21 protein-coding genes, 3 tRNA genes and 1 pseudogene are annotated in these 25,823 nt (G+C 62.7%); 10 read left to right on the top strand and 15 right to left on the bottom strand.

Annotated elements, in window-relative coordinates; genetic code table 11:
- Window positions 1-373: pseudogene (locus tag J8I26_RS15730) on the top strand (hypothetical protein); the annotation flags it as partial.
- A complete protein-coding gene (gene istB, locus J8I26_RS15725) occupies window positions 357-1,142 on the top strand; it encodes an IS21-like element helper ATPase IstB (RefSeq protein ID WP_209608042.1) in 786 nt (261 codons plus the stop codon). The pseudogene J8I26_RS15730 and the gene istB, both read left to right, overlap by 17 nt.
- Here istB and J8I26_RS15720 read toward each other — a convergent pair.
- The 12 genes from J8I26_RS15720 to J8I26_RS15665 all read right to left on the bottom strand — a co-directional run bounded on the left by J8I26_RS15720 (window position 1,116) and on the right by J8I26_RS15665 (window position 14,290).
- Window positions 1,116-1,601: a hypothetical protein gene (locus tag J8I26_RS15720; RefSeq protein ID WP_209608041.1), complete on the bottom strand. Its 486-nt coding sequence runs from the start codon at window positions 1,599-1,601 to the stop codon at window positions 1,116-1,118. The two genes, istB and J8I26_RS15720, sit on opposite strands and share 27 nt — an antisense overlap.
- A 102-nt stretch (window positions 1,602-1,703) precedes the next feature.
- Window positions 1,704-1,780, bottom strand: a tRNA-Arg gene (locus J8I26_RS15715).
- Between the two features lie 98 nt (window positions 1,781-1,878).
- Window positions 1,879-1,955 (bottom strand) — tRNA-Pro (locus J8I26_RS15710).
- 94 nt (window positions 1,956-2,049) lie between these two features.
- Window positions 2,050-4,791: a nitrate reductase gene (locus tag J8I26_RS15705; protein WP_209608040.1), complete on the bottom strand. Its 2,742-nt coding sequence runs from the start codon at window positions 4,789-4,791 to the stop codon at window positions 2,050-2,052.
- 34 nt (window positions 4,792-4,825) lie between these two features.
- Entirely contained in the window at window positions 4,826-6,064 is a 1,239-nt protein-coding gene (locus J8I26_RS15700) for an FAD-dependent oxidoreductase (protein ID WP_209608039.1), read from the bottom strand.
- 1 nt (window position 6,065) lies between these two features.
- Window positions 6,066-6,428, bottom strand: coding sequence for a nitrite reductase small subunit NirD (nirD, locus tag J8I26_RS15695; RefSeq protein ID WP_209608038.1), 363 nt, complete (start codon window positions 6,426-6,428; stop codon window positions 6,066-6,068).
- 342 nt (window positions 6,429-6,770) lie between these two features.
- Complete coding sequence (nirB, locus tag J8I26_RS15690) at window positions 6,771-9,344, bottom strand: nitrite reductase large subunit NirB (protein ID WP_280868813.1); 2,574 nt, start codon at window positions 9,342-9,344, stop codon at window positions 6,771-6,773.
- A 22-nt stretch (window positions 9,345-9,366) separates the two neighbouring features.
- Window positions 9,367-10,674 carry an MFS transporter gene (locus J8I26_RS15685; protein ID WP_209608036.1) on the bottom strand — a complete coding sequence of 436 codons (1,308 nt, stop codon included), beginning with the start codon at window positions 10,672-10,674 and terminating at the stop codon, window positions 9,367-9,369.
- A 431-nt stretch (window positions 10,675-11,105) separates the two neighbouring features.
- Window positions 11,106-11,423, bottom strand: coding sequence for a YnfA family protein (locus J8I26_RS15680; RefSeq protein ID WP_209608035.1), 318 nt, complete (start codon window positions 11,421-11,423; stop codon window positions 11,106-11,108).
- A gap of 16 nt (window positions 11,424-11,439) precedes the next feature.
- Entirely contained in the window at window positions 11,440-11,931 is a 492-nt protein-coding gene (locus J8I26_RS15675) for an MgtC/SapB family protein (RefSeq protein ID WP_209608034.1), read from the bottom strand.
- 220 nt (window positions 11,932-12,151) lie between these two features.
- Window positions 12,152-12,502, bottom strand: coding sequence for a hypothetical protein (locus J8I26_RS15670; protein ID WP_209608033.1), 351 nt, complete (start codon window positions 12,500-12,502; stop codon window positions 12,152-12,154).
- A gap of 72 nt (window positions 12,503-12,574) precedes the next feature.
- Window positions 12,575-14,290, bottom strand: coding sequence for a methyl-accepting chemotaxis protein (locus tag J8I26_RS15665; RefSeq protein ID WP_209608032.1), 1,716 nt, complete (start codon window positions 14,288-14,290; stop codon window positions 12,575-12,577).
- 315 nt (window positions 14,291-14,605) lie between these two features.
- Between J8I26_RS15665 and J8I26_RS15660 the strand changes: the two genes are divergently transcribed.
- The 6 genes from J8I26_RS15660 to hxsC all read left to right on the top strand — a co-directional run bounded on the left by J8I26_RS15660 (window position 14,606) and on the right by hxsC (window position 21,257).
- The gene (locus tag J8I26_RS15660; RefSeq protein WP_209608031.1) at window positions 14,606-16,096 is read left to right on the top strand and encodes an ATPase domain-containing protein; all 1,491 of its coding nucleotides are present in this window, start codon (window positions 14,606-14,608) and stop codon (window positions 16,094-16,096) included.
- Between the two features lie 32 nt (window positions 16,097-16,128).
- Window positions 16,129-17,646: an ATP-binding protein gene (locus J8I26_RS15655; RefSeq protein ID WP_245200352.1), complete on the top strand. Its 1,518-nt coding sequence runs from the start codon at window positions 16,129-16,131 to the stop codon at window positions 17,644-17,646.
- Between the two features lie 205 nt (window positions 17,647-17,851).
- Entirely contained in the window at window positions 17,852-18,139 is a 288-nt protein-coding gene (gene hxsA2 / locus J8I26_RS15650; protein WP_209608029.1) for a His-Xaa-Ser repeat protein HxsA2, read from the top strand.
- A 98-nt stretch (window positions 18,140-18,237) separates the two neighbouring features.
- Window positions 18,238-18,573 carry a His-Xaa-Ser system protein HxsD gene (hxsD, locus tag J8I26_RS15645; protein ID WP_209608028.1) on the top strand — a complete coding sequence of 112 codons (336 nt, stop codon included), beginning with the start codon at window positions 18,238-18,240 and terminating at the stop codon, window positions 18,571-18,573.
- A 6-nt stretch (window positions 18,574-18,579) separates the two neighbouring features.
- Window positions 18,580-20,055 (top strand): His-Xaa-Ser system radical SAM maturase HxsB, encoded by a 1,476-nt coding sequence (hxsB, locus tag J8I26_RS15640; protein WP_209608027.1) that lies wholly within the window; start codon window positions 18,580-18,582, stop codon window positions 20,053-20,055.
- Window positions 20,049-21,257 (top strand): His-Xaa-Ser system radical SAM maturase HxsC, encoded by a 1,209-nt coding sequence (gene hxsC / locus J8I26_RS15635; RefSeq protein ID WP_245200350.1) that lies wholly within the window; start codon window positions 20,049-20,051, stop codon window positions 21,255-21,257. The genes hxsB and hxsC overlap by 7 nt, the downstream gene beginning before the upstream one ends.
- Window positions 21,258-21,367: 110 nt before the next feature.
- Here the strand turns inward: hxsC and J8I26_RS15630 are convergent.
- Window positions 21,368-21,457 (bottom strand) — tRNA-Ser (locus J8I26_RS15630).
- A gap of 100 nt (window positions 21,458-21,557) precedes the next feature.
- Window positions 21,558-22,337 carry an SDR family oxidoreductase gene (locus J8I26_RS15625; protein WP_209608026.1) on the bottom strand — a complete coding sequence of 260 codons (780 nt, stop codon included), beginning with the start codon at window positions 22,335-22,337 and terminating at the stop codon, window positions 21,558-21,560.
- Between the two features lie 355 nt (window positions 22,338-22,692).
- Between J8I26_RS15625 and J8I26_RS15620 the strand changes: the two genes are divergently transcribed.
- Window positions 22,693-23,457, top strand: coding sequence for a sulfite exporter TauE/SafE family protein (locus J8I26_RS15620; protein WP_209608025.1), 765 nt, complete (start codon window positions 22,693-22,695; stop codon window positions 23,455-23,457).
- A 182-nt stretch (window positions 23,458-23,639) separates the two neighbouring features.
- On the opposite strand, the gene J8I26_RS15615 is transcribed toward J8I26_RS15620, so the two are convergent.
- Window positions 23,640-24,611 (bottom strand): LysR family transcriptional regulator, encoded by a 972-nt coding sequence (locus J8I26_RS15615; protein WP_209608024.1) that lies wholly within the window; start codon window positions 24,609-24,611, stop codon window positions 23,640-23,642.
- Between the two features lie 314 nt (window positions 24,612-24,925).
- Between J8I26_RS15615 and J8I26_RS15610 the strand changes: the two genes are divergently transcribed.
- The gene (locus J8I26_RS15610; protein ID WP_209608023.1) at window positions 24,926-25,786 is read left to right on the top strand and encodes a MaoC family dehydratase N-terminal domain-containing protein; all 861 of its coding nucleotides are present in this window, start codon (window positions 24,926-24,928) and stop codon (window positions 25,784-25,786) included.
- Window positions 25,787-25,823 lie beyond the last annotated feature (37 nt).

The raw sequence follows: 25,823 nt of genomic DNA, 5'->3' as shown, positions 1-25,823 counted from the left end.
ACGACCGTGTGGCTGCCTTTGGAAGGCAGTGGAAGGTGGGTCAATTGGAGAGGGTCAATTCTGCGAGCAAATCAACAAAATGCAAACAATTTTGCTTAAAAGGCCGGGAGGAGATCGAGAAATGGTGGAGATCCTGGCCTTGGTTATGTTCCACGATGAGAAAGCTGTTTTATCCGCTGTTGAAACGGCGTTGGCAAGCGGGGCGCCCTCGAAGCAAATCGTGCTTAACGTTCTTAGTCGCCTCTTGGATGAAACTCCAGCCCCGAAGATTACTGCGCCACAAGCACTACAACTATGTATAGAGCCTGCAGCCGACGTTGGAAGATACGATACCTTGAGAACGAAGGAGGATGATCATGTCGACGCAGCCTGAGGCAATTTTGGAGATGTTTCGTATTCTCAAGCTACGAGGAATGGCACATGCCATTGCAGATTTGGCGTCGCAAGAGTCTCCCGCATTCCACGCTGCACTTCCTTTTCTTGCGGATTTGGTCAAGGCAGAAATTTCTGAACGAGAAGTTCGGTCGCTGGCTTACCAAATGAAGATAGCTAAGTTTCCAGCTTACCGAGACCTGAACGGTTTCGATTTTAGTGTCAGCGAAGTTAATGAAGCATTAATCCGAAAACTCCATACCTGCAATTTTTTGGAGCCACGGCAAAACATCGTTTTCGTTGGTGGTCCAGGAACCGGAAAGACTCATCTTGCAAGTGCTCTCGGCATTCAGGCAATAGAACATCATGATGCGAGAGTTAGATACTTCTCCACGATTGAGCTCGTCAATCTTCTTGAGCAGGAGAAACAGCAAGGCCGCCCTGGTCATCTCGCGAACCGCCTTCTTTATACCGATTTGGTGATATTAGATGAACTGGGCTATCTTCCCTTTAGTCAAGCTGGTGGTGCTTTACTATTCCACCTCATTAGTAAGCTCTATGAGCGAACCAGCCTAGTTATCACTACTAATTTGGGTTTTGGAGAGTGGGGATCGGTATTCGCCGACCCTAAGATGACGACCGCACTTCTAGATAGACTTACTCATCACTGCCACATAGTCGAAACTGGCAATGACAGCTATCGTTTTAAAAATAGTTCGACGCGTGACATCAAAAAAGGAAAATCAAATAACCGGCCAACTGCACAATAATAGAAATTCATGAGGGTCAAGATCCGATGCAAATTCCGGGTCAGTATTCGATGCAACATCACAGTGAGAGATCAGATTGATTTCATGGAGTGCACTCTGAGCCGATACAGTTTGCAGGCGAGCGTCACGATAGGATGCGATATCGCTGCTACGGATGCTGGCCAAGGTTCTTTTGGCCAGAGTGTGTCGCTGAAATTGTTTGATACGGTTTTGCTCGGCCTGAGCACCTTTCTTTTTAGCGGTAATTTCGTTTTGATAGCGTATCAAGGCTTCGTTTAGGGTGGTGCGCTCTGATTCGGAGCTTGAGACAAACATGCCGCGTGCCATTGATGACTCAATCACCGCTGCCCAAGCTTCTGCTTCAGATTTGGTATTGAACGTTTTTACTTGTGGAGGAAAACCTTTGCGAGCGACACGAGCCTGCCATTGCAGCTCACCGCGCTTACGAAACGACGCCATTCAATGCTCCTATTCAGTCCAATGATTTGGACAAATTTTGGACAATAAATTGAAATGGGGCAACAGAGAATACGCGAATCAGGCGCAAAGCCTTGGAGGGAGTGGCCTGCCCTAAGGGAATCGAACCCCTAACCTACGGCTTAGAAGGCCGTTGCTCTATCCGGTTGAGCTAAGGGCAGAGTTGGAAGCCGCTTTCCATTGCTGCGTTGAACCGCAAGAACGAAAAACGATTCCGGAAAAGAAAAACGGGCTGTCATCGACAGCCCGTTTTCATGTGTGGTCGGAGTACAAGGATTCGAACCTTGGACCCCCTGGTCCCAAACCAGGTGCGCTACCGGGCTGCGCTACACTCCGAGAGGCGAGATAATAGCCCGATACGGGATTCGGGTCAACCTTGCCGAGGATTTATTTTCGCCGGGGGAAGAACCGGCCTTTGCCCTTGCTGAAATCAAACCGTCTCCGCCACCCTGATTTCCACCAGCAGCTTCTTGATCTCCGGCACGCACGAGCCGCAATTGCCGCCGGCCTTGAGGCAGGCCGTGACTTCGCTGACTTCCTTCAAGCCCTTCTCACGGATCGCGCCACAGATGGTGTTGCGGCCCACGCCGAAGCATGAGCACACGGTCGGCCCGGCGTCGGCGCCTTTCTCGATCGGTTGGCCCACCAGCAGGCCGACGCGGTCGGCGTCTTCCAGCTTGTCCTTGGCGAACAGGCCGGCCAGCCAGGAGCGCGAAGGCAGGTCGGGGCGCGCCGACATGAAGAGGCACATGTCGATGCGGTCATCCACCACGTGCACGGCGCGGTAGCTTCCATCGCTCAGGTCTTCGTATTCCAGCCAGTCGGCGTCCGGATCTTGCACGCCCAGCAGCGTGCGCGCCCAGCCGGTGTGGTCGGTGATGTTGCTGCGGCCGGCCAGCTCGTAGCGGGTGAAGTCGCGGCCCTGCACGCGCGTCCAGTGCGTGATCTGATCCAGCGCCAGGTCGTGGCGGGTGAGGATGAAGCCGTGCCAGGAGACACGGAATTCCTCGATCATCACCGGCGTGTGCTTGAACTCCGGCTCGCCCGAGACCGGGTCGACCACCGGGTTCACCAGCGCGCCCACGCGCGCGTCCGAGGCCGACTGGTTGTTCCAGTGGATCGGCACGAACACGCTGCCGCGCGGGATGCCGCCGCCGTGCTGCACGCGCGCTACCATCGCGCCCCAGCGGCTGGACACGCGCGCCAGGCCGCCTTCGCGCACGCCGTATAGCAGCGCGTCCTGCGGGTGGATGTCGATGAAAGATTCCGGGATGTGGCTGGCCAGCGTGGCCGACTTGCCGGTGCGCGTCATGGTGTGCCAATGGTCGCGTACGCGGCCGGTGTTGAGGATCAGCGGATAGTCTTCGCAGGCCAGATGGGCGGGGCTGCGCGGCGCGGTCGGCACGAAGCGGGCGCGGCCGTCGGCGTGAGCGAAACGCAGGTCTTCCAGCACGCGCGGGCTGCCCGCGACGCTGCCGTCGGACAGGCGCTGTACCGGCCACTGGATCGGCTGCAGGGCGTCGTAGCCGCGCTTGTCCATGCCGGTCAGGCCGGCCAGGTTGAACACGCGGCGCGCCTTGCCGGCGTCGGCCTCGCCATTGCGATGAGTGGACAGGCGCGCATGCTCGTCGAAGATCTCGTGCGGGCCGTTGAAGTCGAAGCCGTCAAAGCCCATGCGCTGCGCCACGTCGCAGATGATGCGCCAGTCGCCGCGCGCCTCGCCGGGCGCTGAAAGGAAAGAGCGCTGACGCGAAATGCGGCGCTCGGAATTGGTCACCGTGCCGTCCTTCTCGCCCCAGGCCAGGGCCGGCAGCAGCACGTGGGCGAAGGCATTGGTGTCGGTCTTTTCGATCACGTCGGACGACACCACCAGCTCGCACTTCTGCAGCGCGCGCTGCACCAGGTCGGCGTCCGGCAGGCTGACCATGGGATTGGTCGCCATCACCCACACTGCCTTGACCTTGCCGGATTCAATCTCGCGGAACAGGTCGACCGCCTTCAGGCCGACCTTGTCGGCGATGCGCGGCGCCTGCCAGAAGCCCTGCACGATGTCGCGGTGCACAGCGTTGTCCAGATCCATGTGCGCGGCCAGCATGTTGGCCAGGCCGCCGACTTCACGGCCGCCCATGGCGTTGGGCTGGCCGGTGATGGAGAACGGGCCCATGCCGGGTTTGCCGATGCGGCCCGTGACCAGGTGGCAGTTGATGATGCTGTTGACCTTGTCGGTGCCGGCCGAGGACTGGTTCACGCCCATCGAGAAGCCGGTGACCACTTTCTCGGTTTCGGCAAAGGCTTCATAGAAGGCCAGCAGATCCTGCAGCTCGACCTTGCAGATGCGCGCCACCGCGGCCGGGTCGGCGCAGTCGGCGTCGGCTACGGCCAGCGCCTCGTGGAAGCCGTTGGTGTGCGTTTCGATGAAGGCGTTGTCGCGCCGGCCGCGATGCGCCAGGTAACTTAACAAGCCGTTGAACAGCCAGACGTCGGTACCGGCCTTGACCGGCAGGTGCAGGTCGGCCAGCTCGCAGGTGGCGGTGCGGCGCGGGTCGATCACCACCAGTTTGGTATGCGGGCGCGTCTCCTTCAGTTTGGAAATGCGCTGGAACAGGATGGGGTGGCACCACGCAGCGTTGGAGCCCACCAGCACCACCATGTCGGCCAGCTCCAGGTCTTCATAGCAGACCGGCACCAGGTCTTCGCCGAAGGCGCGCTTGTGGCCGGCCACAGCCGACGACATGCATAGCCGCGAATTGGTATCGATGTTGGCGCTGCCGATGTAACCCTTCATCAGCTTGTTGGCGATGTAATAGTCCTCGGTCAACAGCTGGCCGGAGACGTACAGCGCCACCGCATCCGGGCCGTGCTCGGCGATGATGGCCGAGAACTTCGAGGCCACTGTCTCCAGCGCTTGGTCCCATTCCACGCGTTGCAGGTTGCCTTGCGCGTCGCGCATCTTGGGGTAGAGCAGGCGGCCGTCGAGGTCGACCGTCTCGCCCAGCGCCGAGCCCTTCACGCACAGCCGGCCCTTGTTGGCCGGGTGCAGCGCATCGCCCTTGACGGCGATGCTGCCATCGTCCTTCATCGATGCCGACACGCCGCAGCCCACGCCGCAATAAGGGCAGGTGGTCTGGGTGGTGGCGACGGCAATCGCGATCGGGGTCTGGGATAAATTCACGTAGGGTTCCTTTATGCAGCCTCTGGCGCAGCGCTCAGGCTGCCTTCTTGCACATCGCTTCGCCGAACGGCAGCTCGCGGCGGAAGGCGGAAATGTCGCGTCCGCTCTGGATCAGGTCGAAGTACCACGGGCCATCCTTGACGTCGCCGTACAGCACCGCGCCCACCAGGCGGTTGCCGCGCAATACCAGGCGCTTGTAGACGCCGCGTCGCGGATCGCGCACGACCAGGTCTTCGGTATCTTCGGCGCCGATGAAGTCGCCGGCGGAGTAGAGGTCCACGCCAGTCACTTTCAGCTTGGTGGCCGTGGCTTGCTGCACGTAACGACGATGGCCGGCGCCGGCCAGATGCGCCCCGGCCACCCGCGCCTGATCCCAGATCGGCGCCACCAGGCCGAAGGTGGCGCGGCGGTGTTGCACGCATTCGCCCACCGCGTAGATGCGCGGGTCATAGGTCTGCAGCGTATCGTCAACGATGATGGCGCGTTCGCAATGCAGGCCCGCCGATTTGGCCAGCGCGATATTGGGGCGCACGCCGGCGGTCATCACCACCAGGTCGGCAGGGATCTCGGAGCCGTCGGTGAAGCGCACCGCGCTGACCCGGTCCGGGCCGACGATCTCGGCAGTATTGGCGCTGAGCAAAAAGCGCAGGCCCTTGGCTTCCAGCGCTTTCTTCAGCAAGGCCGCCGCGGGTTTGTCCAACTGCTGGTTCATCAGCGTGTCGGAGACGTGCACCACGGTCACCTCCATGCCCTGGCGCATCAAGCCGTTGGCGGCTTCCAGTCCGAGCAGGCCGCCGCCGATCACCACCGCATGGCGATGCTTGCGAGCGGCCTCCAGCATGGCGTCCACGTCCTGGATGTCACGGAACGCGATCACGCCCGGCAGTTCATGGCCCGGTACCGGAATGATGAACGGGGTGGAGCCGGTGGCCAGCAGCAGGCGGTCGTACTTCACCTCGATGCCGCCTTTGGAGGTCACGGTGCGACGGCGGCGATCGATCTTCTCGACCGGGTCGCCGGCATGCAGCGTAATGCCGTTCTCGGCATACCACTCGCGGGTGTTAAGCATGATGTCGGCGATGCTCTTGTCGCCCGCCAGCACCGGCGAGAGCATGATGCGGTTGTAGTTGCCGTGCGGCTCGGCGCCGAACACGGTGATGTCGTACAGCGCCGGCGCCAGCTTCAGCAATTCCTCGACCGTGCGCATGCCGGCCATGCCGTTGCCGATGACGACCAGCGACGGTTTTGCAGTGGAGTCGGCCGCAGCGTTCATGTCAGCCGCCGATCCAGACCTTGCCGTCGGCGATGCGCGCCGGCCAGGCGGTGACCGAGTTGGCGGGCTCTTCCAGGCATTTGCCGGTCTGCAGGTCGAAGTGCTGCTTGTAGATCGGCGAGGCCACCACGATGCGCTCGCCCAGGTTGCCGACCAGGCCGCGCGAGAGCACCGAGGCTTCCGAGTTCGGGTCGTAGTTGCCGATGGCGAACACGCGTGCTTCATTGCCCGCGGTGTTGCTGTCGATTACATGAAACACCGCCACCTGCTGGCCCTCGATCAGGGCGCACACGCCGGTGTTGGGGACGATGTCCTGCAGATCGCAGACCGGGGTCCAGTGCTTGATTTGTTGGTCGCTGTGCATTGCTTGCTCCTTGTTTCCTGCATCCGGTCAACGCCGAAGATTTGTCGTGCCTTGCTCACTTGCATGCGGTGTACGTCCCATCGCCCCATCTCCGTCATCCCTGCGAAAGCAGGGATCCGGTGTCGTTCAGCGGCCGGTGAATCGCTACAAACGACGCTGGGTTCCTGCTTTCGCAGGAACGACAGGAAGTAGGTGGCTTGAACATATAGCTGTATTGCTTGCCACCCAGCGGTCATCCCTGCGAAAGCTGGGATCCAGTGTCGTTCAGCAGCCGGTGAATCACTGCAAACGACGCTGGGTTCCTGCTTTCGCAGGAATGACAGATTTTTCGATTCAAGCCCGTCATACGGCCTCCGCCACCACCGGAATTTCCAGCAGCTTCTTCTCGGCAAGCGTGGCCGGGCGGATCTGGCCGCGTTCTTCCACGAACCTGATGTTGCCGTCGGCGGCCTTGCTGTTGACGAAGTGGCGGAAGCGCTTGCGGGTTTCCGGATCGGTTACGGCCTTCTTCCATTCGCATTCGTAGGTGTCGACCACGCGCTGCATTTCCGTTTCCAGCTCGTCGGCGATGCCCAGCTTGTCGTCGATCACCACGCTCTTCAGGTACTCGATGCCGCCTTCCAGGTTTTCGCGCCAGGTGCTGGTGCGTTGCAGGCGGTCGGCGGTGCGCACGTAGAACATCAGGAAGCGGTCGACGTAGCGGGTCAGGGTGGCTTCGTCGAGGTCGGAGGCGATCAGCTCGGCGTGGCGCGGCTTCATGCCGCCGTTGCCGCAGACGTACAGGTTCCAGCCCTTGTCGGTGGCGATGATGCCGACGTCCTTGCCCTGCGCCTCGGCGCATTCGCGGGTGCAGCCGGACACGCCGAACTTGATCTTGTGCGGCGAGCGCAGACCCTTGTAGCGGTTCTCCAGGCGCACCGCGAAGCCGACGCTGTCGCCCACGCCGTAGCGGCACCAGGTCGAGCCCACGCAGGACTTCACCGTGCGCAGCGACTTGCCGTAGGCGTGGCCGGTTTCGAAGCCGGCGGCGATCAGTTCTTCCCAGATGTCGGGCAGCTGATCCACGCGCGCGCCGAACAGGTCCACGCGCTGGCCGCCGGTGATCTTGGTGTAGAGGCCGTACTTCTTGGCGATCTGGCCCACCGCGATCAGACCGTCCGGCGTCACTTCGCCGCCGGCCATGCGCGGCACCACCGAGTAGGTGCCGTCCTTCTGGATGTTGCCGAGGAAGTAGTCGTTCGAATCCTGCAGGCCGGCGTGTTCCTTCTTCAGCACGAAGTCGTTCCACAGCGACGCCAGCACGTTGGCCGCCATTGGTTTGCAGATGTCGCAGCCGAGTCCCTTGCCATGTTTGCCCAGCAGTTCGTCGAAGCTCTTGATCTGGCCCACGCGCACCAGGTGGTGGATTTCCTGGCGCGAGTAGGGGAAGTGTTCGCACACGTGGTTGTTCACGGCCAGGCCTTGCTTCTTCATCTCGGCCTTCATCACCTGCGTCACCAGCGGCACGCAGCCGCCGCAGGCAGTACCCGCCTTGGTGCAGGACTTCAGCTCGCCGATGGTGGTCACGCCCGAGGCCACCGCCGCGCACAGCTGGCCCTTGGAGACGTTGTTGCAGCTGCAGATCTGCGCCGACTCCGGCAGCGCATCCACGCCCAGGCCCGGCTTTGCCTTGCCGTCGGACTGCGGCAGGATCAGGAATTCCGGCGACTCCGGCAGCTCGATCTTGTTCAACATCATCTGCAGCAGCGTGCCGTATTCGGCGGCGTCGCCCACCATCACCGCGCCCAGCAGATGCTTGCCGGATTCGGAGACCACGATCTTCTTGTAGATCTGGCGGCGTTCGTCGGTGAACTGGAAGGAGCGGCTGCCGGCTTCCTTGCCGTGCGCGTCGCCGATGCTGGCCACGTCCACGCCCATCAGCTTCAACTTGGTACTCATGTCGGCGCCGTTGAAGGCCGGCACTTCCAGCGCGTCGTCCAGGTGCGCCAGCAGGTGTTTGGCCGCGGTGCGCGCCATGTCGTAGCCGGGCGCCACCAGGCCGAAGATCTTGCCGTTCCACAGCGCGCATTCACCCACGGCGTACACGCTGGCGTCCGACGTCAGGCAGCTGTTGTCGATCACGATGCCGCCGCGCTCGCCCACCTTCAGGCCGGCGTCGCGGGCCAGCTCGTCGCGCGGACGGATGCCGGCGGAGAACACGATCATGTCGGTCTCCAGGTGCGAGCCGTCCTCGAAGTTCATGCGGTGGGTGTGGGTCTTGCCGTCGACGATCTCGACCGTGTTCTTTTGCGTGTGGGCGGTCACGCCCAGATCACTCATTTTCTGGCGCAGGATGCGGCCGCCGCTCTCGTCGATCTGCACCGCCATCAGGCGCGGGGCGAACTCCACCACGTGGGTGTCGAGCTTCATGTCGCGCAGCGCCTTGGCGCATTCCAGGCCCAGCAGGCCGCCGCCGATCACCACGCCGGTCCTGGCGCGGTTGCCGCATTCCAGCATCGCCTCCAGGTCTTCGATGGTGCGGTAGACGAAGCAGTCGCGGCGCTGGTTGCCGGCCACGGTCGGCACGAAGGGGTAAGAGCCGGTGGCCAGGATCAGCTTGTCGTAGGCCAGCGTTTGTTCGACGCCCTCCACGTTGACCAGCACGGTCTTTGCCGCGCAGTCGATGTGCTGTGCCTTGGCGTTGAGCTTGAGGTCGAACTCGACGGCGCTCTTGCCGGCATCGAAGAAGCCAGGCGCCACCAGCGACAGGTCGGCTGCGCTCTTGCCCGAGAAAAATTCGGACAGGTGCACGCGGTCGTAGGCCGGGCGCGGCTCTTCGCACAGGATGGTGACCTTGAGATTGGCTGCGCCGCTCTCAGCCAGGCATTCCAGGAATTTGTGGCCGACCATGCCGTGGCCGATGACGATGATGTTCATGGTGCTCATGCCGGGTTCCTCCTCAGGCCGCTGCTTGGTTGTCTGCGAGGACGGGTTCGTCGCTCTTGTCCGATGTCGTGAAGCGCACCGCCACCGCGCACAGCGCCGAGATGGTGACCAGCACGCCCAGTGCCGACAGGGTCTGCTGGGTGTTGCCCAGGCCCTTCATCAGGAAGCCCGCCAGCACCGCGCCCACGTTGCCGCCGGCGCCGATGATGCCGGCCACCCCGCCCAGCGCGCGGCGGTCGATGAAGGGCACCAGCGCATAGGTGGCGCCGCAGGCCATGTGGGTGAACAAGCCGAAGCACAGCATCGCCATCACCGCGGCCGCCACGCTGCCGGCGTGGGCGAACCACAGCAGGCCCAGGCCTTCGCCCAGCATCAGCACGAACAGCAGGGTGGCGCGGCGATTCAGGCCGCCGGACAGGGCCGCCTTGTCGGAGATGAAGCCGCCCAGCGCGCGGGCGAACAGCGCCAGCAGGCCGAAGCTGGCGGCGGCGATACCGGCCGACTCCAACGACAGGCCGAAGTGGTCGACGTAATAGATGGCGGCGATGTTGTGGATGAAGATCTCCACGCCGAAGCAGGCGCCGTAGGTGATGAAGAGCATCCACACGCGGTAGTTGGCGGCGGCCGCCTTGAAACTGGCCCAGCCGCCTTTTTTACCGCTTTCGATGGAAATGCCTGCTGCGCGCAGTTCGGCGAAGTTGCCTTCAGGGCAGTCCTGGGTGAAGCGCCAGTAGACGGCTGCCATGACGATCATCAGCACGCCCGGCACCATCAGCGCCACGCGCCAGCCCCAGCCATGCGACACGCCGAGCATGATCAGCGCCGCCATCAGCAACGGCATCAGGCCTTGCGCCACGCCGCCGCCGGCATTGCCCCAGCCGGCGGTGGCCGCGTTGGCGGTACCGACCACGTTGGGGGCGAACATCACCGAGGTGTGGTACTGGGTGATCACGAAGCTGGCGCCGACCGCGCCGATCAGCAGGCGGAAGAACAGGAAGCTCTCATAACTCTGCGCGAAGGCCACGCCGATCACCGGTACGGCGCCGGCCAGCAGCAGGCCGGTGTAGGTCTTGCGCGGGCCGAAGCGGTCGCACATGGGGCCGATGATCAGGCGCACCAGGATGGTCACGGCCACGGCGGCGATGTTGATGTTGGCGATCTGCCCGGCGGAGAGGTTGAACTCGCCCTTGATCACCGGCATCAGCGGCGCGCAGGCGAACCAGGCGAAGAAGCAGATGAAGAAAGCCATCCAGGTCAGATGGAAGGCGCGCATCTGCGGGGTGCGCAGCGAAAACAACGCGATACGGTTTGCTTTGCTCATGTTCCGGTTCCTAAAAAGCAAAAAGGCGCCCGCTCGATTCCGGGCATTAACCCGGGTCAAGCGGACGCCATTGTCCTTGTGCGCTGCAGATCCATCGTTAGATCGGCATCAGAAATTGTTGGGATCGCCTTTGATCCTGATCTCGTATGAGCAAAGCCCGTGCCAGCGACGGGGATAAGCGTCAATCCCTTGGCTGGCGCGGGTTGTCAGAGGGAAGAGGGGCTAAGGAAGCGCGGCGCGGAGCTCGGCGATGCACCTGGTATATATCACCGCATGATGTATTGCAGTGCACGCTGCGCGCAGATGGTGCAGCGCATTGCACCAGCGCGGCGGCGCACCGAAACGGGATGGAGAGGAAGATTTCTTGCCGGAAAGGCAAGTCGTTGCGCACAGGACCGGTCGCCGGCCCGTACGTTCTGGGTGAGATGGTGTCAGCGCGGCTGGAAGGCGATGATGCCCATGCCGGCCAGCGCCACCACAACGCCGGCCGCATCCCAGGCCGTAGGGCGCACGCCGTCCACCAGCCACAGCCAGCCGATGGCCACGGCGATATAGACCCCGCCGTAGGCAGCATAGACACGGCCGGACGCGGCGTCGTGCAGCGTCAGCAGCCAGGCGAACAGCGCCAGGCTGGCGGCGGCCGGGATCAGTAGCCAGGCGGAGCGATCCTGCTTGAGCCACAGATAAGGCAAATAGCAGCCGACGATCTCGGCCAGCGCAGTGCAGAAATAGAGGAGCAGCGTCTTCATGGGGCAGGCCGGGCGATCAATCTTCTTCGCGCGAGCTGATGTCGGCGCGCTCGCCGTCACTCTTGTGCAGCCAGCGGCGATGCAGGGAGTTCTCGATCTTGCGTCCCACGGTAAAGAGAATCAGGATCAGCGCGGTCGCCATCAGCGCCACGCGCCACCAGCCCACGCCGCACACGATGCCCACGGCGGCGGTGACCCAGATCGAGGCTGCAGTGGTCAACCCGCGTACCTTTTCGGTGGCCTGCTCGTGGATGATGACGCCGGCTCCCAGAAAGCCGATGCCTGTGATCACGCCTTGGATCGCGCGGCTGACCGCGTCATGACTGTAGCCGTCCGGCGTGAGTGCGAAGTTCATGCTGGCCATGGTCGCCAGCGCGGAACCGAGGGCCACCAGCCCCAGCGTCTTCATGCCGGTAGGCTTGCCGCGCAGGTTGCGGTCGATGCCGATGACGCAGCCGATTAGCATGGCGATGAGGAGTCGATAAAAGATTTCCAGGTGATCGGTCATGAGGCCTTGGCAGAGGGTCCGGCAGGGTCGCCGTGGTGCCGGGAATTGTAACCTCGCGCCGGGACCGGACGAAAAAAAGCCCCGTCGCCGGGACGGGGCAATCAGGCATGGCGGGTTTCACACGGAGGCTGCGCCATGCCTCGCTCAAGCAATTCAAGCCATCATGGATCGCCACAAGCCACCGGCCCGGGCGAGAGGCAGGACAGGTAGCACCGGCGGCTTACTGGCCGCCACCGGAACCGCCGCCTGCGCCCGCACCACCGGCTGCGCCTGCGCCGCCGGCAGCGCCACCCGAGGTGCCGCTATTGCCGCCGCCAGGCGAGGTGCCCAAGGGGCCGTCCTTCATGTCCTTGGCGTTAGGATTGGCCTTCATGCCGTGATCCTTCTCTGCCTTGTGTTTCCTCATGGTCTTGCCGGATGACTGGCTGTCGCTGTTGGACATGGCGCCGGAGGTCGGTGTCGATCCGTCCTTGGTCGGCGGCGAGCTGGTGGCCTGCGCCATGGCGCCGGTGCTGAATGCAGCGGCCACAATGGCCGTACCGAGGAATTTCAACGTCGCTTGCGATGACATATAGGTCTCCTTTGTAAGGGCAGCGCCTCGCGGTTGCGAGCCGTTGAACCCATGCTAGACCTTGCACGCGCATCAATCAGTCGGACGGCTTTCCAAACACGTGTCGGCGTTTTCGTACCCGGATGACGGCGCTTGCCGCTGAGCTGAACCCTCCTGGTCCGGATCCAGCCGGAAGTAGGCAATGGCTTCCAGCAGGCGATCGGCCTGCCGCTTCATTTCCTCGGAGGTGGCTGCCAGTTCCTCCGAACTGGCAGCGTTGATCTGCGTGGCCTGGCTCTGCTGCAGCATGGCGGCGTCGATCTCGCGCGCGCCCAGGGCCTGGTCTTCGGAGGCGCTGGAGATGCCGCGCACCAGCGCCGAAGTCTGGCGTATACCGGGGATCACGTCGCCCAGCAGTTCCGAGATCCGGTCGGCCTGCGCTACGCAGCCGGCAGTGGCGGCCTCGATGTCTTGCGCCGCCTGCCGGCAGCGTTCGGCCAGCTTGCGCACTTCAACGGCCACCACGCCGAAGCCGCGTCCGTGCACGCCGCTGTGCGAGGCCTCAATGGCGGCGTTCAACGCCAGCAGGTTGGTGCGGTAGGCGATGTCGTCGATCATCGCGATCTTCTGGCCGATCTGGTGCATGGTGGCGATCGCTTCGCCCACCACCTGTTCGCCCGTGCCTGCCTCCTGCGCGGCGCGTCCGGCGATGTCGTCGGTCTTCAGCGCGTTCTGGTGATTGGCCGAGATCGACGACGCCATGCGACTGACCGCGGTGCTGGTCTCTTCGATGGTGGCGGCCTGCTCGCTGGTGGCCGACGACAGCGACTGCGCAGCGGCGCTGACGGTACCCGATGCGCGCGCCAGCATCTGTGCGCCTTCGCTGACGTGGCCGATCACGCCGGCCAGCCGCTCGCGCATCTGCCGCATGGCGCCCAGCAGGCTGGCGCGGTCGCCGCGTCGCAGCGGGATGTCCAGAGCCAGGTCGCCGCCCGCGATGCGGCGCACGATTTCCTTGGCTTGCGCCGGTTCGCCGCCCAGCTGGCGGATCAGATGGCGGTAGATCAGCCACAGCACCAGCGCCGATGCCACGAAGGAAACCGCCACCAGCGCAATCGCATTGCGGTGCGCCGCGCGGCTGGCGTCCTCGGCCTCGGCCACGGTGCGGCCGGTGCGATGGTCCAGCAGCACCAGGAATTCATTGATCGGCTTCATGATGGCGGCCACGTCCTGGTAGTAGCGCGGGCCGAACATCAGCGTGCGCGCCATGGCCGCGTCGGGCGGACCCTTGAAGGTAAAGCCGCCGCGGCTGTCGTAGAACTCGCCCCTGAGCGCATGCATGGCGATGCGCTCGGTATCCACCAGCGCGTCGGACTTGTCTTGGGCTTCGCTCAGCTTGGCCAGCTCCTGGCGGCTGAAGCCGGCTTGCTTCATCAGCTCCAGCAGCGGCACGGCGGGACCATCGGGCGAGGGCTTGGGCAGGCCGGCGGCGACAAAGTCCCAGTAGATGCGTTCGTAGTGTTGCGGACGCGGCTTGTTGCCCTGGCGGATGGCCAACACGTCCCAGTATTGCTTTTCGAAGGCGCTGTCGCCGGTGACCACGTAAGTGCGCGCGGCCTGGGTCAGCATGGTCGAGGAATTGCGCAGCTCGTCGGCCAGCAGGAAGGATTGGTGGCGCGACTGGTAAGTGGCGCTCAACTGGTGCTGCGCGCGCAGCATCTGTTCAACGCCCCACAGTGTTGCCGCGTACAGCACTGCCATGAAGACCAGAAACAGGATCATGGTCTTTCTGATGCTGAGATTGCGCATGGATACCCCCGTATCGTGCAAACGCCCGGATGCGCAGGCGGGGAAACCGGCGCGCCCTCCAGTCGGGCCGGCAGTCCCGCCCCCAATATACGGGCACGGAAAACCGGAGCAAAGCCGAAGAAGCAGGGGAAAAAGCCGGGTGGTCGCGCTTTGCGACCTGGGCGGCGCAATCCCCGCGGGAAATTGATGCAGAGGAAGTAGGATGCGCGCCGCCCCTATAATGGCAGCAGAACGTTCTGACAGAATGTTGATCTCATCGGCAAGCCCATGGCGTGAAGATTTTTTTTGCGCCGCACAACCAGCGGAGCCCAGCGCATGACCATCCCCCAGAATCCCGACAGCAACACCTTCCTTTCCACCGGCGTGGCCGGGCTCGACGATGTGCTGCGCGGCGGCTTCACGCGCGACCGCCTGTTCCTGGTAGAGGGCTCGCCCGGCGCCGGCAAGACCACGCTGGCCCTGCAGTTCCTGATGGAGGGCGCGCGCCTGGGCGAGCCGGTGCTCTACATCACGCTATCCGAGACTGCGGTTGAGCTCACGGCCGTCGCCATGGCGCACGGCTGGTCGCTGGACGGCGTCAGAATCCACGAGGTACTGCCCTCCGAGAGCATCCTGAACCCCGAAGAGCAATACAGCATCTTCGCCCCCAGCGATGTGGAAATGGGCACTACCACGCGCGAGATCCTGGCCATCGTCGAGCGACTGAAACCGTCCCGCGTAGTGCTGGATTCGCTGTCCGAGCTGCAGCTGCTGGCCTCCAATCCGCTGGTGTATCGCCGCCAAGTGCTGGCCTTCAAGCAGTTCTTCGCCAGCCGCGCCTGCACCGCCTTGTTCCTCGACGACCGCACCGCCAGCGACGGCGACCTGCAGGTGCGCAGCATCGCACACGGCGTGATCTCGCTGGAGCGCATGGCCACCGACTACGGCGGCACGCGGCGCCGGCTGGAGATCGTCAAGTACCGCGGCATCGCCTTCCGCGAAGGCCTGCATGACTACCGGATCCAGTACGGCGGGCTGGTCGTGTTCCCGCGCCTGGTGGCGGCGGAAACGCGCGAGAACCTGACCCCGGTGCAATTCTCCAGCGGCATTGACGAGCTCGACCAGATGCTGGGCGGCGGCATCGAGGAGGGCAGCAGCACGCTGATCGCCGGGCCGCCGGGCGCCGGCAAGTCGACGCTGGCGGCGCAGTTCATCGACTCCTGTCTGAAGCAGGGCCTGAAGTCCTCGCTGTTCCTGTTTGAAGAGTCGACCTCCAACCTGCTCAACCGCGCCGACAGCCTGGGCTTCTCGCTGCGGGCAGGCACCCGTGAAGGCAAGATGAACGTGCAGCAGATCGACCCCGCCCAGCTGACGCCGGGCGAGTTCGTCTACCTGGTGTGCCGTTCGGCCGACGCAGGCGCCAAGGTGGTGGTGATCGACAGCCTCAACGGCTTCCTGCAATCGATGCCCAACGAGAAGCTGCTCTCCATCCACATGCACGAGCTGCTGACCTACCTCGGCCAGCGCGGCGTGGTCACCATCCTGGTCGGCGTGCAGCAGGGCATGCTGGGCAACAGCATGTCCACCGCGGTGGATGCGACCTACCTCGCCGACAACGTGCTGCTGCTGCGCTACTTCGAATCCCTGGGCGAGGTCCAGCAGGCGCTGTCGGTGTTCAAGAAACGCGGCAGCCAGCACGAGCGCACCATCCGTCGCATGACGATCTCCTCCCGCGGCGTGCAGATCGGCCCGGTGCTCAAGCAGTTCCACGGCATCCTGACCGGGGTGCCCAAGCTCACCGCGCCTCTCGCCCCGGACACCCAGTGATGGCCAGGAGCGAGACGCAGGGACAACGGGTCTTGATCTGCGCCCCCTTCGGGCGTGATGCGGAGCTGTCGGCTGGCGTGTTGCAACGGGCCGGTCTGGAGAGCTTCATCTGCAAGAACATCGACGAGGTCGTGCGCGAGCTGGCCGTCGGCGCCGGCGCGCTGCTGACGGTGGAAGACGTGGTCATCCGCGGACGCTGCGCCGCGCTGGAAGAGTTCATCGCCCGGCAACCCACCTGGTCGGACCTGCCCGTGCTGGTGCTCACGCGCGTGGCCAACGACAGCCACTGGAACAACGACGCCTACCAGCGCCTGCGCAACCTCACGCTGCTGGAAAGCCCGATCCGTCCCTCGACCCTGATCAGCGCCGCACGCGGCGCCGTGCGCGCGCGCGAGCGCCAGTACGAAGTGTTCGAAGCCGATCGCCGCAAGGATGAATTCCTCGCCATGCTCGGCCACGAACTGCGCAACCCCTTGGCCCCGATCGGCGCTGCGGCCCAGTTGCTCAGCCTGAGCGCCGAGAACCCGGACAAGGTCCGCAGCACCAGCCAGATCATCGCGCGCCAGGTCAAGCACATGACCAGCCTGATCGACGACCTGCTCGACGTCGCCCGCGTCACCCGCGGCCTGATCACGCTGGATCGCGAACTGATCTCCGTGAACCAGATCCTGGCCGACGCCGCCGAACAGGTCGACCCCATGCTGCGCGCCAGGCAGCACGAGCTGGAGCTCAAGCTCGCCGCCGACCCCTTCACCGTCGAAGGCGACCGCAAGCGCCTGGTGCAGGTCTTCGCCAACGTGCTGCAGAACGCGGTGAAGTACACCCCCAACGGCGGCAAAATCGTCGTCACCTCCGAGGTCGGCGAGACCGAAGGCGCCGTCCATATCGCCGACAACGGTATCGGCATGACGCAGGACATGGTGGATCACGTGTTTGACCTGTTTGCCCAGGCCGAGCGTTCCGCCGACCGCTCGCAAGGCGGCCTCGGCCTGGGGCTCTCCATCGTCGAGAGCCTGGTGCGCTCCCACGGCGGCAGCGTCGCCGCGCACAGCGATGGATTAGGGCAGGGCAGCACCTTCACCATCCGCCTGCCGCTGCATCGGCAGACAGACCAAGCGCCCGCCGCATCCGCAAGCGTCGTCGCCAACGCCGCGGCATCGGGCTCACTACGCGTCCTCGTCGTCGACGACAACCAGGACGCCGCCGACACCCTCGCCATGCTGATGGAAGCCGGCGGCTACGAAGTCAGCGTGCATTACACCGCACGCGACGCCTTGGCTGCGGCGCAAGAGTCCTTGCCGCACATTTGCCTGCTCGACATCGGCCTGCCCGACATGAACGGCAACGAACTGGCGCGCGAACTACGCAAACTGCCTGGTGCGTCGTCGGCGGTGTTGGTCGCCATTACAGGCTACGGTCAGCAAGAGGATCGGGACAGCAGTCGCAGGGCTGGGTTTGATCATCACTTTGTGAAGCCGGTGGATGTTGAGGAGTTGATGAGGGTGTTGGCGGGCGCGGTAGTTTCTTCCGCGCAGAAGATGCAGCACTGAGTATCTCTCGTTGATCTTCTGAGAATATGGGTCAGATTTGAGTGCAATTCAACAATCTCGGCTTCTATTAGTTCCTTCGAGAATTTCCCTTGGGAACTATTTGAATAGTGCTTCGCACAACACACGTTTCTTGCTATTCGCGAATGCATGCTGAATAATGCTCCGAGGGGTTCAGTACGAAAAACGAACAAAAATGAGGGCGTACATGAAAAAATTTGGTTTTTTGGTTCCGGTCATGACAGCAGCAGCTGCATTGTCCAGCCCGGCAGGGGCAACAGTCGTGTTGGCCGTCGAGGACGGTGTCAATTCCGCGCAAGCGCCGGCCAAGCAGGTTGGTCTCAATGAGAGTTTCTATGTCAAGGATGGCGAGCGGCACTCGCTGATGATGAAACTCTCTGAATCCGGTCAGATGCTCGCCTATCACGGCTCACATGCTTCGCATGGTTCACACGGTTCCCACGGCAGTCACTCCAGCCATCGTTCTGGCTACTAAGCCGTTTGCAGCATAGTCGACGCCCCGGGTTTCCGGGGCGTTTCCGTTTGCGTCCCCATTTCGGTTGTCAAGCAGCCAAATTCACCAAGGAGACCCAGGTGGATTCACATCTATCGGTTGAATTCGATTCGAAAGCCTTTTCTTTACTGGCAGTACAAAAAGCGTGCCACCGTTTTTCCAACCTCGCTTCGTTCGAGATTCAAGTGCGTGGCCATGATGGCCAGGACGTCATCCAAGTGACGGCGCTGCCCTTGAGTGCCAAATCCGAGGGTGGTCTGGAGCACCTAGCCAGGCAATTGCGCAATGAAGCACTGGACCAGCAACTGCGAGAACAAATACGTGCCCAGACGGAAGGTGTGCGCAACCTGATCTTGGCCCATGCCTTTTCAAAGACCGGCCTGATTTCGCCGGACGGTTCTCCGCCGGCAGCCTGAACCCCCATGAGCAGATTTCATCCGATTGCCTTCTTTAACCGTCAGCCGGCTGAAGAACAGGCCCAGTACGAGCTCATGCCGTTTCGGTTCACTCATCTGGACGACGCGCGCTATGTCGCCACCAATCTGGCCGGGGAATACCAGCTCATTGAACGCGAGCCATTGCAGAAACTGGTTGAGGGCAAGCTTGGTGCGACCGACCCACAATATGTAGACCTACGTGCACGGCATTTCCTGACGGACGCGCATTCGAAAATGGCCGCTGACCTTCTGGCCATCAAGGTGCGTACCCGGCACGAGCGTTTGTCCCAATGGACTGGCTTGCACATGTTTGTGCTGACTTTGCGCTGCGAGCATGCGTGCCCGTATTGCCAAGTCTCCAGACAGTCGGAGGACAAGGAATCTTTCGACATGAGTCGTGAACATGCGACCAAAGCGGTAGCGCTAGCACTGCACTCGCCCAATCCCGCTATCAAGCTTGAGTTCCAGGGCGGCGAGTCATTCCTCAATTTCGATCTGATGAAGTACATCGTGCTGCGGGCGAAAGAAGAAAACTCCAAGCTGCCCGTGCCGAAGGATTTAGCGTTTGTAGCAGCGACGAACCTGGCGGTCATCACCGACGAAATGCTCGACTTCTGCGGCGAGCACGACGTCGGAATCTCTACTTCGCTGGATGGCCCTCGCGACCTGCACAACAAGAACCGGCCGCGCCCGGGTGGCGACTCCTACGAACGCACGATTGCTGGGATACGCAAGGTGCGCCAGAAACTCGGTCGAACGTCCGCCAGCGCGCTGATGACGACTACTGCGGCGAGCTTGCCTCGCGTGAAGGAAATCATCGACGAATATCTTGAGCAGGAATTTCACGGCATTTTCTTGCGGCCGTTGTCGCCCTATGGCTTCGCCATGAAGACGAAGTTTTACCGCGCCTATGACGCGGCGCGATGGCTGCAATTCTACGATGAGGGACTGGACTACATAATCGAGGTCAATCGCCAGGGCGTCGAGTTCCTCGAGTACTACTCCGCCACCATTCTTGCCAAGATGCTGACTAGTCGAGACCCCGGATATGTCGACCTCATGTCGCCGGCGGGAATCGGTATCGGAGGGGTCGTCTATAACTATGACGGAACCGTCTATGCCGGCGACGAGGCCCGCATGCTGGCCGAAATGGGTGACACCACATTCAAACTGGGAACGGTCAACGACAGCTTCGAAAAGCTCTTTACCAATGAGATGTTGCTGCAGGCGCTGGACGACAGTTTCGCCTACTCGGCGCCGATGTGTCACGACTGTGCCTTCGAACCCTGGTGTGGCGCCGACCCGGTTTTCCATTGGGGGCAGCAAAAGGACTTCGTCGGCCGCAAGCCCGAGAGCGAATTCTGCCAACGCAATATGCACATCTTCAAAGGCCTCATCCGGCGCATGGAGGAAGATCCTTTCGTGCGCCAGCTTTTCACCCGGTGGGCTAACTTATGCTGAAACTCCGCGGAAAAGTCGATGTTGTGAACGCGACCTGCTGCAACCCAAGCCTAGTCAACATCACCCGAAATCCGGAGCTGCCGACGCCGCTTCGCAGAAAAACGGCGCTATTACTCAAGGGCATGGACCTTGCCCGGCTAACTCCGGAATTCGTCGGGCAACTGCGCACAGGCGTGCGCTTCGCGGCCTTGCTTTTCTGTGGCAGTGGGACGGAACTGGCGGCGGTTGAGATGGCCGCCCGCGAACTGCACGACGTCTATCTGCTTCCAGGCGACTACGCCTACCTAGACGAGGGCGATATCCTGCGGCTCAACCCCGTTGCTGAGTCGATTTCGTCGGTATTCCGAAAGGCGGCGCCGAACAACACCATTTTGTTGACCGAACGCTGTAACCACCTGTGCCTGATGTGTAGTCAGCCACCAAAAAGCGCCGATGATTCTTGGCTGCTGGATGAAGCATTCGAGCTGGTGCGAATGATTCCGTTGGATACCGAAAACATCGGTTTCAGCGGTGGCGAGCCGACCCTGTACGGAGAAAGGTTCATTGATCTGGTGGAGGCGACTAAGCTGGCGCTGCCTCATACCTCGCTTGACATCCTGTCCAACGGGCGAAGCTTTAAGAACGAAGCGTTCGCCGCCAAGTTGGGACGGGTCAAGCATCCCGCCATGCAACTTGGTATTCCCGTGTATTCCGATGACCCGGTGCGACACGACTACGTGGTGCAAGCTCAAGGCGCGTTTGACGAGACAATCCAGGGCATCCTGAATTTGAAGCGGCACGGCGTCCGGGTCGAGATCCGGGTGGTAGTGCACCAGCAGACGCTGCCCCGGCTGGTGCAAACCTGCGAGTTCATTACCCGTAACCTGCTCTTTGTCGACCATGTCGCGCTCATGGGGCTAGAAATCACCGGATTTACCCGGGCTAACTTGGACATTCTGTGGGCCGATCCACAATCGTACCGTGACACCTTATCGGAAGCCATTGGTGTGCTGCGTGCCCACGGCATGCACTGCTCGGTCTACAACCACCAACTCTGCTTAGTGAACAAGGATATCGAACCGGTATATCGCAAGTCGATATCAGACTGGAAGAACGAGTATCTGCCTCAGTGCGAGGGTTGTGCACGCAAATCCGACTGCGGCGGTTTTTTCTCGACGCAAGTGATGTTCAAGCACAGCGAGCACATCCGGCCTCTCAACTGATATTTGCTTAGGCGCAAGAATGCCTGCCAGATGTTAAGGAGCAATCACAATTGCATTTGTGGGTAGCAAAGAAAACGGGCCTCAATCGAGGCCCGTTTTCTATTGTGTCCTGGCGGAGGCTGTGAGATTCGAACTCACGGACGGATCACTCCGTCGGCAGTTTTCAAGACTGCTGGTTTAAACCGCTCACCCAAACCTCCTTGTGGCGGATGCCCGGTGAGAGGGCATCGCGAGGGGCGCATTATACATCACTTGCCTGGCGCCCAACTCTTTCCTGTTTGAAAGTCCCGAGCTTGCCGCTCAGAACGTGCCGGGGTAGGCGCCGCCGTCCATCAGCAGGTTCTGGCCGGTGATGAAACCGGCTTGGGCGCTGCACAGGTAGGCGCAGGCGTCGCCGAACTCGGCCGGGTCGCCGAAGCGGCCGGAGGGGTTCAGCTTGCGGCGTTCGGCCAGCACGTCGTCGACGCTCTTGCCGCTTTCAGTTGCTGCGCCCTGGGCGGTGGCGCGCAGGCGGTCGGTTTCGAAGGGGCCGGGCAGCAGGTTGTTGATGGTGACGTTGCTGGCCACCGTCTTGCGCGAGAGGCCGGCGACGAAGCCGGTCAGGCCCGAGCGGGCGCCGTTGGAGAGGCCGAGGATGTCGATCGGCGCGCGCACCGCGCTGGAGGTGATGTTGACGATGCGGCCGAAGCGGCGGGCGATCATGCCGTCGACGGTGGCCTTGATGAGCTCGATCGGGGTCAGCATGTTGGCGTCCACGGCGGCGATCCAGTCGTCGCGCGACCAGTCGCGGAAGTCGCCGGGCTTGGGGCCGCCGGCGTTGGTGACCAGGATGTCCGGGCTGGGGCAGGCGGCCAGCGCCAGCGCGCGGCCTTCGGGGGTGGTGATGTCGCAGGCCACCGTGGTGATGGTGGCGCCGGTTTCCGCGCGGATTTCCGCGGCGGCGGCTTCCAGCGCTTCCTTGCCGCGGGCCAGCATGGTCACGGCCACGCCTTCGCGCGCCAGCGAGAGTGCGCAGGCGCGGCCCAGGCCTTTGCTCGATGCGCATACCAGCGCGGTTTTACCTTTGAGTCCCAAATCCATTTGTGTCTTTCCTTTGCATGAGGTGGTTGGCGGTTTGCGATGCCGCTTGTTGTGCGTGTGCTGTCGTTGTTGTTACGTCATGCATGCCGTTGCACAGGGAGATCTGCCGGAGCGGCCCGGCCCTTGCATATGACAGCAAGGGCCGGGCTGCGCTACACTGGCGGGCTTGGCAGGCGGGGCGGTAAAGCCCCGGAACCTACTTCTTGACCACCATGTAGACAGCCAACGCGATGATGGCGACCACGCCCATTTCCAACGCGAATACGATGGCGCCGCTCATGACAGTCTCCTTTTTTATTTGAACGCCGCACCGCCGGATGGCAGATGGCGCGCGCAGACGCATAACTTTACACCGATGATGGATTCCTTGTTTTTGTCCAGCGTATTGAATTTCCTGCTGGGTGGTTTGCTGGGCGCGATGGGCGGCCTGTTCGGCATTGGCGGCGGGCTGATCGCCATCCCCGTGCTGGGCTATCTCTACGGCATGGACCAGCAGCTGGCGCAGGGCACCTCGCTGGTGATGATCGTGCCCAATGTGGTGATCGCTTTCTGGCGCTACAAGCAGCGCAACAAGATCGAGTGGAGCTCGGCGGCGATGATGTGCGTGCCGGCGGTGATCACGACCTATTTCTCGGCGCGCGTGGCCACCAGCATCGATGCGCGCAGCCTGCATTTTTGCTTCGCCGCCTTCATGGGCGTGCTGGCGCTGTACTACCTGTGGACGCTGCTGCGCAAGAAGCAAAGCACTAACACCTCCATCGTGCTGTCGCGCAAGTACATCTTCACCGTCGGCATGTCGGCCGGCGCGTCGGCGGGCTTCTTCAGCGTGGGTGGGGCGATCGTCGCGGTGCCGCTGCTGACCGCCTTCTTCGGCGCCACGCAGACGGCGGCGCAGGGCCTGGGCCTGGCGATGGTCACGCCCGGCACGCTGGTGGCGCTGTGGACCTACGCGCATGCCGGTCACGTGAATTGGGCGGTGGGGATTCCGATGGCGCTGGGCGGCGTGCTCAGCATTTCCTGGAGCGTGGCGCTGGCGCACCACCTGCCGGAGCGCCGGCTGCGCATCCTGTTCTGCGGGGCGCTGCTGTTGCTGTCCTTGTGGATGATGATCGAAGGCTGATCAAGCGGCGTCATGCCGGCGCTTTGCTGCGGCGGGCTTGTTCGCAAGTCCGAGGTTCGCGACGAAAGTTGCTGGATCCCGGCTTTCGCCGGGACGACAATGAGGAGACGGCTAATACGCCAATACGCCAGTGCGCTCAAGCCGCTCCATTGCTGAAGGCCTCCTCCAGGCGCCTGACATGTTCAGGCGCTTTTCTTTTCGCGCGCGCTTTTCTTCTTCACGGCGTCGGCCAGTGCGCTGACCTTGCCGTCGTCGGCCGCCGGCGTCGCGGTCTGTTCGCGGATGAAGTCGACCAGGTTGCGCGCGTGCGGCGACAACGTGTCGAAGTTCTGGAACACCATGCTGCGCTCGCGCACGCTCCACGGCTCGGACAGCTCGACGATGGCCAGCTGCATGGTCTGCTGGTGGCGCAGCGCCGCCGACAACGGCACGATGCCGATGCCGACGTTGGTCTCGATCATGCGGCACATCGCCTCGAAGCTGCGCACCTGAATGCGCAGTTTCAGGCGCTGTCCGTTCTCGGTGACGATCTTGCTCAGGAAGTGGTGCAGCGTGCTGCCTTCGTGCAGGCCGACGTGTTCGTACTCCAGCGTGTCGATGAAGGGCAGGGTGCCGGCGCCGGCCAACGGATGTTCCAGCGCGGTGGCCAGCACCAGGCGGTCGGTCGAGAAGTTCAGCACCTCCAGTCCATCGCCCTGCACCGGGCCGGCGACGATGCCGATGTCGGCCGTGCCTTCCTGGATGCCGCGCATGATGTCGTGGTTCAGTCGCTCTTCCAGCGCCACGTTGACCTGCGGGTGCGAGGCCAGGAACTTGCCCAGGATCTCCGGCATGAACTCGGTCACCGCGGTAGTGTTGGCGAAGATGCGGATGTAGCCCTTGATGCCGTTGTTGTACTGCTGCATGTCGCTCTTGAGGTGCTCGACCTGCTGCATGAATTGTTGCGCGTGATGCAGCAGCGTCTGGCCGGCCGGCGTCAGCTGCACGCCCTTGCTCTCGCGATAGAGCAGCCGGGTGCCGAAGCGCGTCTCCAGTTCCTTGATGCGGTTGCTGGTGGCGGCCAGCGAGAGGTTCATGCGCTCGGCGCTGCGCGTGAGGCTGTTGAGTTCGGCGATCAGGATGAAGAGCCGCAGGTCGGTGAGGTCGAAGAGCATGGCATGGTCCGGGCTGATGATGCAGGTGTGGGCGGGGAGGGATGGCGTTTGCGTTGCTGCGCGCTTGCTGCGCCGTGCGGAAATCTTCTGGCGGATGTCTCCGGGTGTCTCCCTGTTGGGCATTCATGTTACGCCGATTTGCCGTTCCTGACCTCGCCTCGCGTGCTGCGCCGCCGCATCCGCCGCGCATCGTGCGCGCAGTGTGTGACTTCACAATCGCGAAAGCCCCCCTTCCAAAAATACAGATTGTCCTTGTGTCTGCGGAGGAACAGACTGGCCCGCATTCCAAAACGATAACGAATGCAGAGGAGACCATGTCGACCCCCGATCTCGACCTGAGCATGCTGCGTCAATGGGTCGACAAGACCGAACGCCGCGACGACCACATCACGCCCGCCTTCGCAGCGGCGCTGGCCGCCTGCATCGACGGCCCGCAGCAGCCGCGTGAAGGCGATGCCTTGCCGCCCCTGTGGCACTGGATTTATTTCTGGACCGTGTGCAAGCAGTCCGACGTCGGCGACGACGGCCACCCCAAGCGCGGCGGTTTCCTGCCGCCGGTGCCGTTACCGCGCCGCATGTGGGCCGGCGGTCGCCTGCGCTTCGCTGCGCCGCTGCCGGTCGGCGCGACGGCGCAGAAAACCTCGCGCATCGCCAGCGTCGACGTCAAGCATGGTCGCACCGGCGCGCTGGCCTTCGTTACCGTCAAGCATGAGATCGGCCACGGCGGCCAGGTCTGCATTCATGAAGAACACGACATCGTCTACCGCGAGATGCCGCAACCCGTCGCAGCGCCTGTCGCGCCCAAGGCGGCGCCGACCGACGCGCAATGGAAGCGTCGCGTCGATCCGGATCCGGTGCTGCTGTTCCGCTACTCCGCGTTGACCTTCAACGGCCATCGCATCCACTACGACCGCACCTATGTCACTGAAGTCGAAGGCTATCCGGGCCTGATCGTGCACGGCCCGCTGATCGCCACCTTGCTGGCCGACCTGCTGGCGCGCGAGATGCCGCAGGCGGTGCTGCGCGAATTCAATTTCCGCGCGGTGGGCAGCCTGTTCGACATCGAAGGTTTCGAGCTGTGCGGCAAGCCTTCCGCCGACGGCAAGTCGGTCCAGCTGTGGGCGCAGAACCTGCGCGGCGAGCTGGCGATGCAGGCCGAGGCGATCCTGGCCTGAGCCGGTCCGACGATCATTCATTCACGTTTTCTGGAGA

The sequence above is a fragment of the Herbaspirillum sp. LeCh32-8 genome, assembly GCF_017814915.1.
GTDB lineage: Bacteria > Pseudomonadota > Gammaproteobacteria > Burkholderiales > Burkholderiaceae_D > Herbaspirillum.
Note: the sequence above shows the minus strand (reverse complement) of the source record. Positions and strands in the feature narration are given on the sequence as shown.

Coding starts and splice junctions, on each gene's coding strand:
- J8I26_RS15620 (WP_209608025.1), top strand. CDS start 22,693: ATGATGGATTCCTTGTTTTTGTCCAGCGTATTGAATTTCCTGCTGGGT.
- nirD (WP_209608038.1), bottom strand. CDS start 6,428: ATGCACAGCGACCAACAAATCAAGCACTGGACCCCGGTCTGCGATCTG.
- J8I26_RS15625 (WP_209608026.1), bottom strand. CDS start 22,337: ATGGATTTGGGACTCAAAGGTAAAACCGCGCTGGTATGCGCATCGAGC.
- J8I26_RS15660 (WP_209608031.1), top strand. CDS start 14,606: ATGACCATCCCCCAGAATCCCGACAGCAACACCTTCCTTTCCACCGGC.
- J8I26_RS15610 (WP_209608023.1), top strand. CDS start 24,926: ATGTCGACCCCCGATCTCGACCTGAGCATGCTGCGTCAATGGGTCGAC.
- J8I26_RS15675 (WP_209608034.1), bottom strand. CDS start 11,931: ATGACCGATCACCTGGAAATCTTTTATCGACTCCTCATCGCCATGCTA.
- istB (WP_209608042.1), top strand. CDS start 357: ATGTCGACGCAGCCTGAGGCAATTTTGGAGATGTTTCGTATTCTCAAG.
- J8I26_RS15670 (WP_209608033.1), bottom strand. CDS start 12,502: ATGTCATCGCAAGCGACGTTGAAATTCCTCGGTACGGCCATTGTGGCC.
- hxsC (WP_245200350.1), top strand. CDS start 20,049: ATGCTGAAACTCCGCGGAAAAGTCGATGTTGTGAACGCGACCTGCTGC.
- J8I26_RS15665 (WP_209608032.1), bottom strand. CDS start 14,290: ATGCGCAATCTCAGCATCAGAAAGACCATGATCCTGTTTCTGGTCTTC.
- J8I26_RS15720 (WP_209608041.1), bottom strand. CDS start 1,601: ATGGCGTCGTTTCGTAAGCGCGGTGAGCTGCAATGGCAGGCTCGTGTC.
- hxsA2 (WP_209608029.1), top strand. CDS start 17,852: ATGAAAAAATTTGGTTTTTTGGTTCCGGTCATGACAGCAGCAGCTGCA.
- nirB (WP_280868813.1), bottom strand. CDS start 9,344: ATGAACATCATCGTCATCGGCCACGGCATGGTCGGCCACAAATTCCTG.
- J8I26_RS15680 (WP_209608035.1), bottom strand. CDS start 11,423: ATGAAGACGCTGCTCCTCTATTTCTGCACTGCGCTGGCCGAGATCGTC.
- J8I26_RS15685 (WP_209608036.1), bottom strand. CDS start 10,674: ATGAGCAAAGCAAACCGTATCGCGTTGTTTTCGCTGCGCACCCCGCAG.
- J8I26_RS15700 (WP_209608039.1), bottom strand. CDS start 6,064: ATGAACGCTGCGGCCGACTCCACTGCAAAACCGTCGCTGGTCGTCATC.
- J8I26_RS15615 (WP_209608024.1), bottom strand. CDS start 24,611: ATGCTCTTCGACCTCACCGACCTGCGGCTCTTCATCCTGATCGCCGAA.
- hxsB (WP_209608027.1), top strand. CDS start 18,580: ATGAGCAGATTTCATCCGATTGCCTTCTTTAACCGTCAGCCGGCTGAA.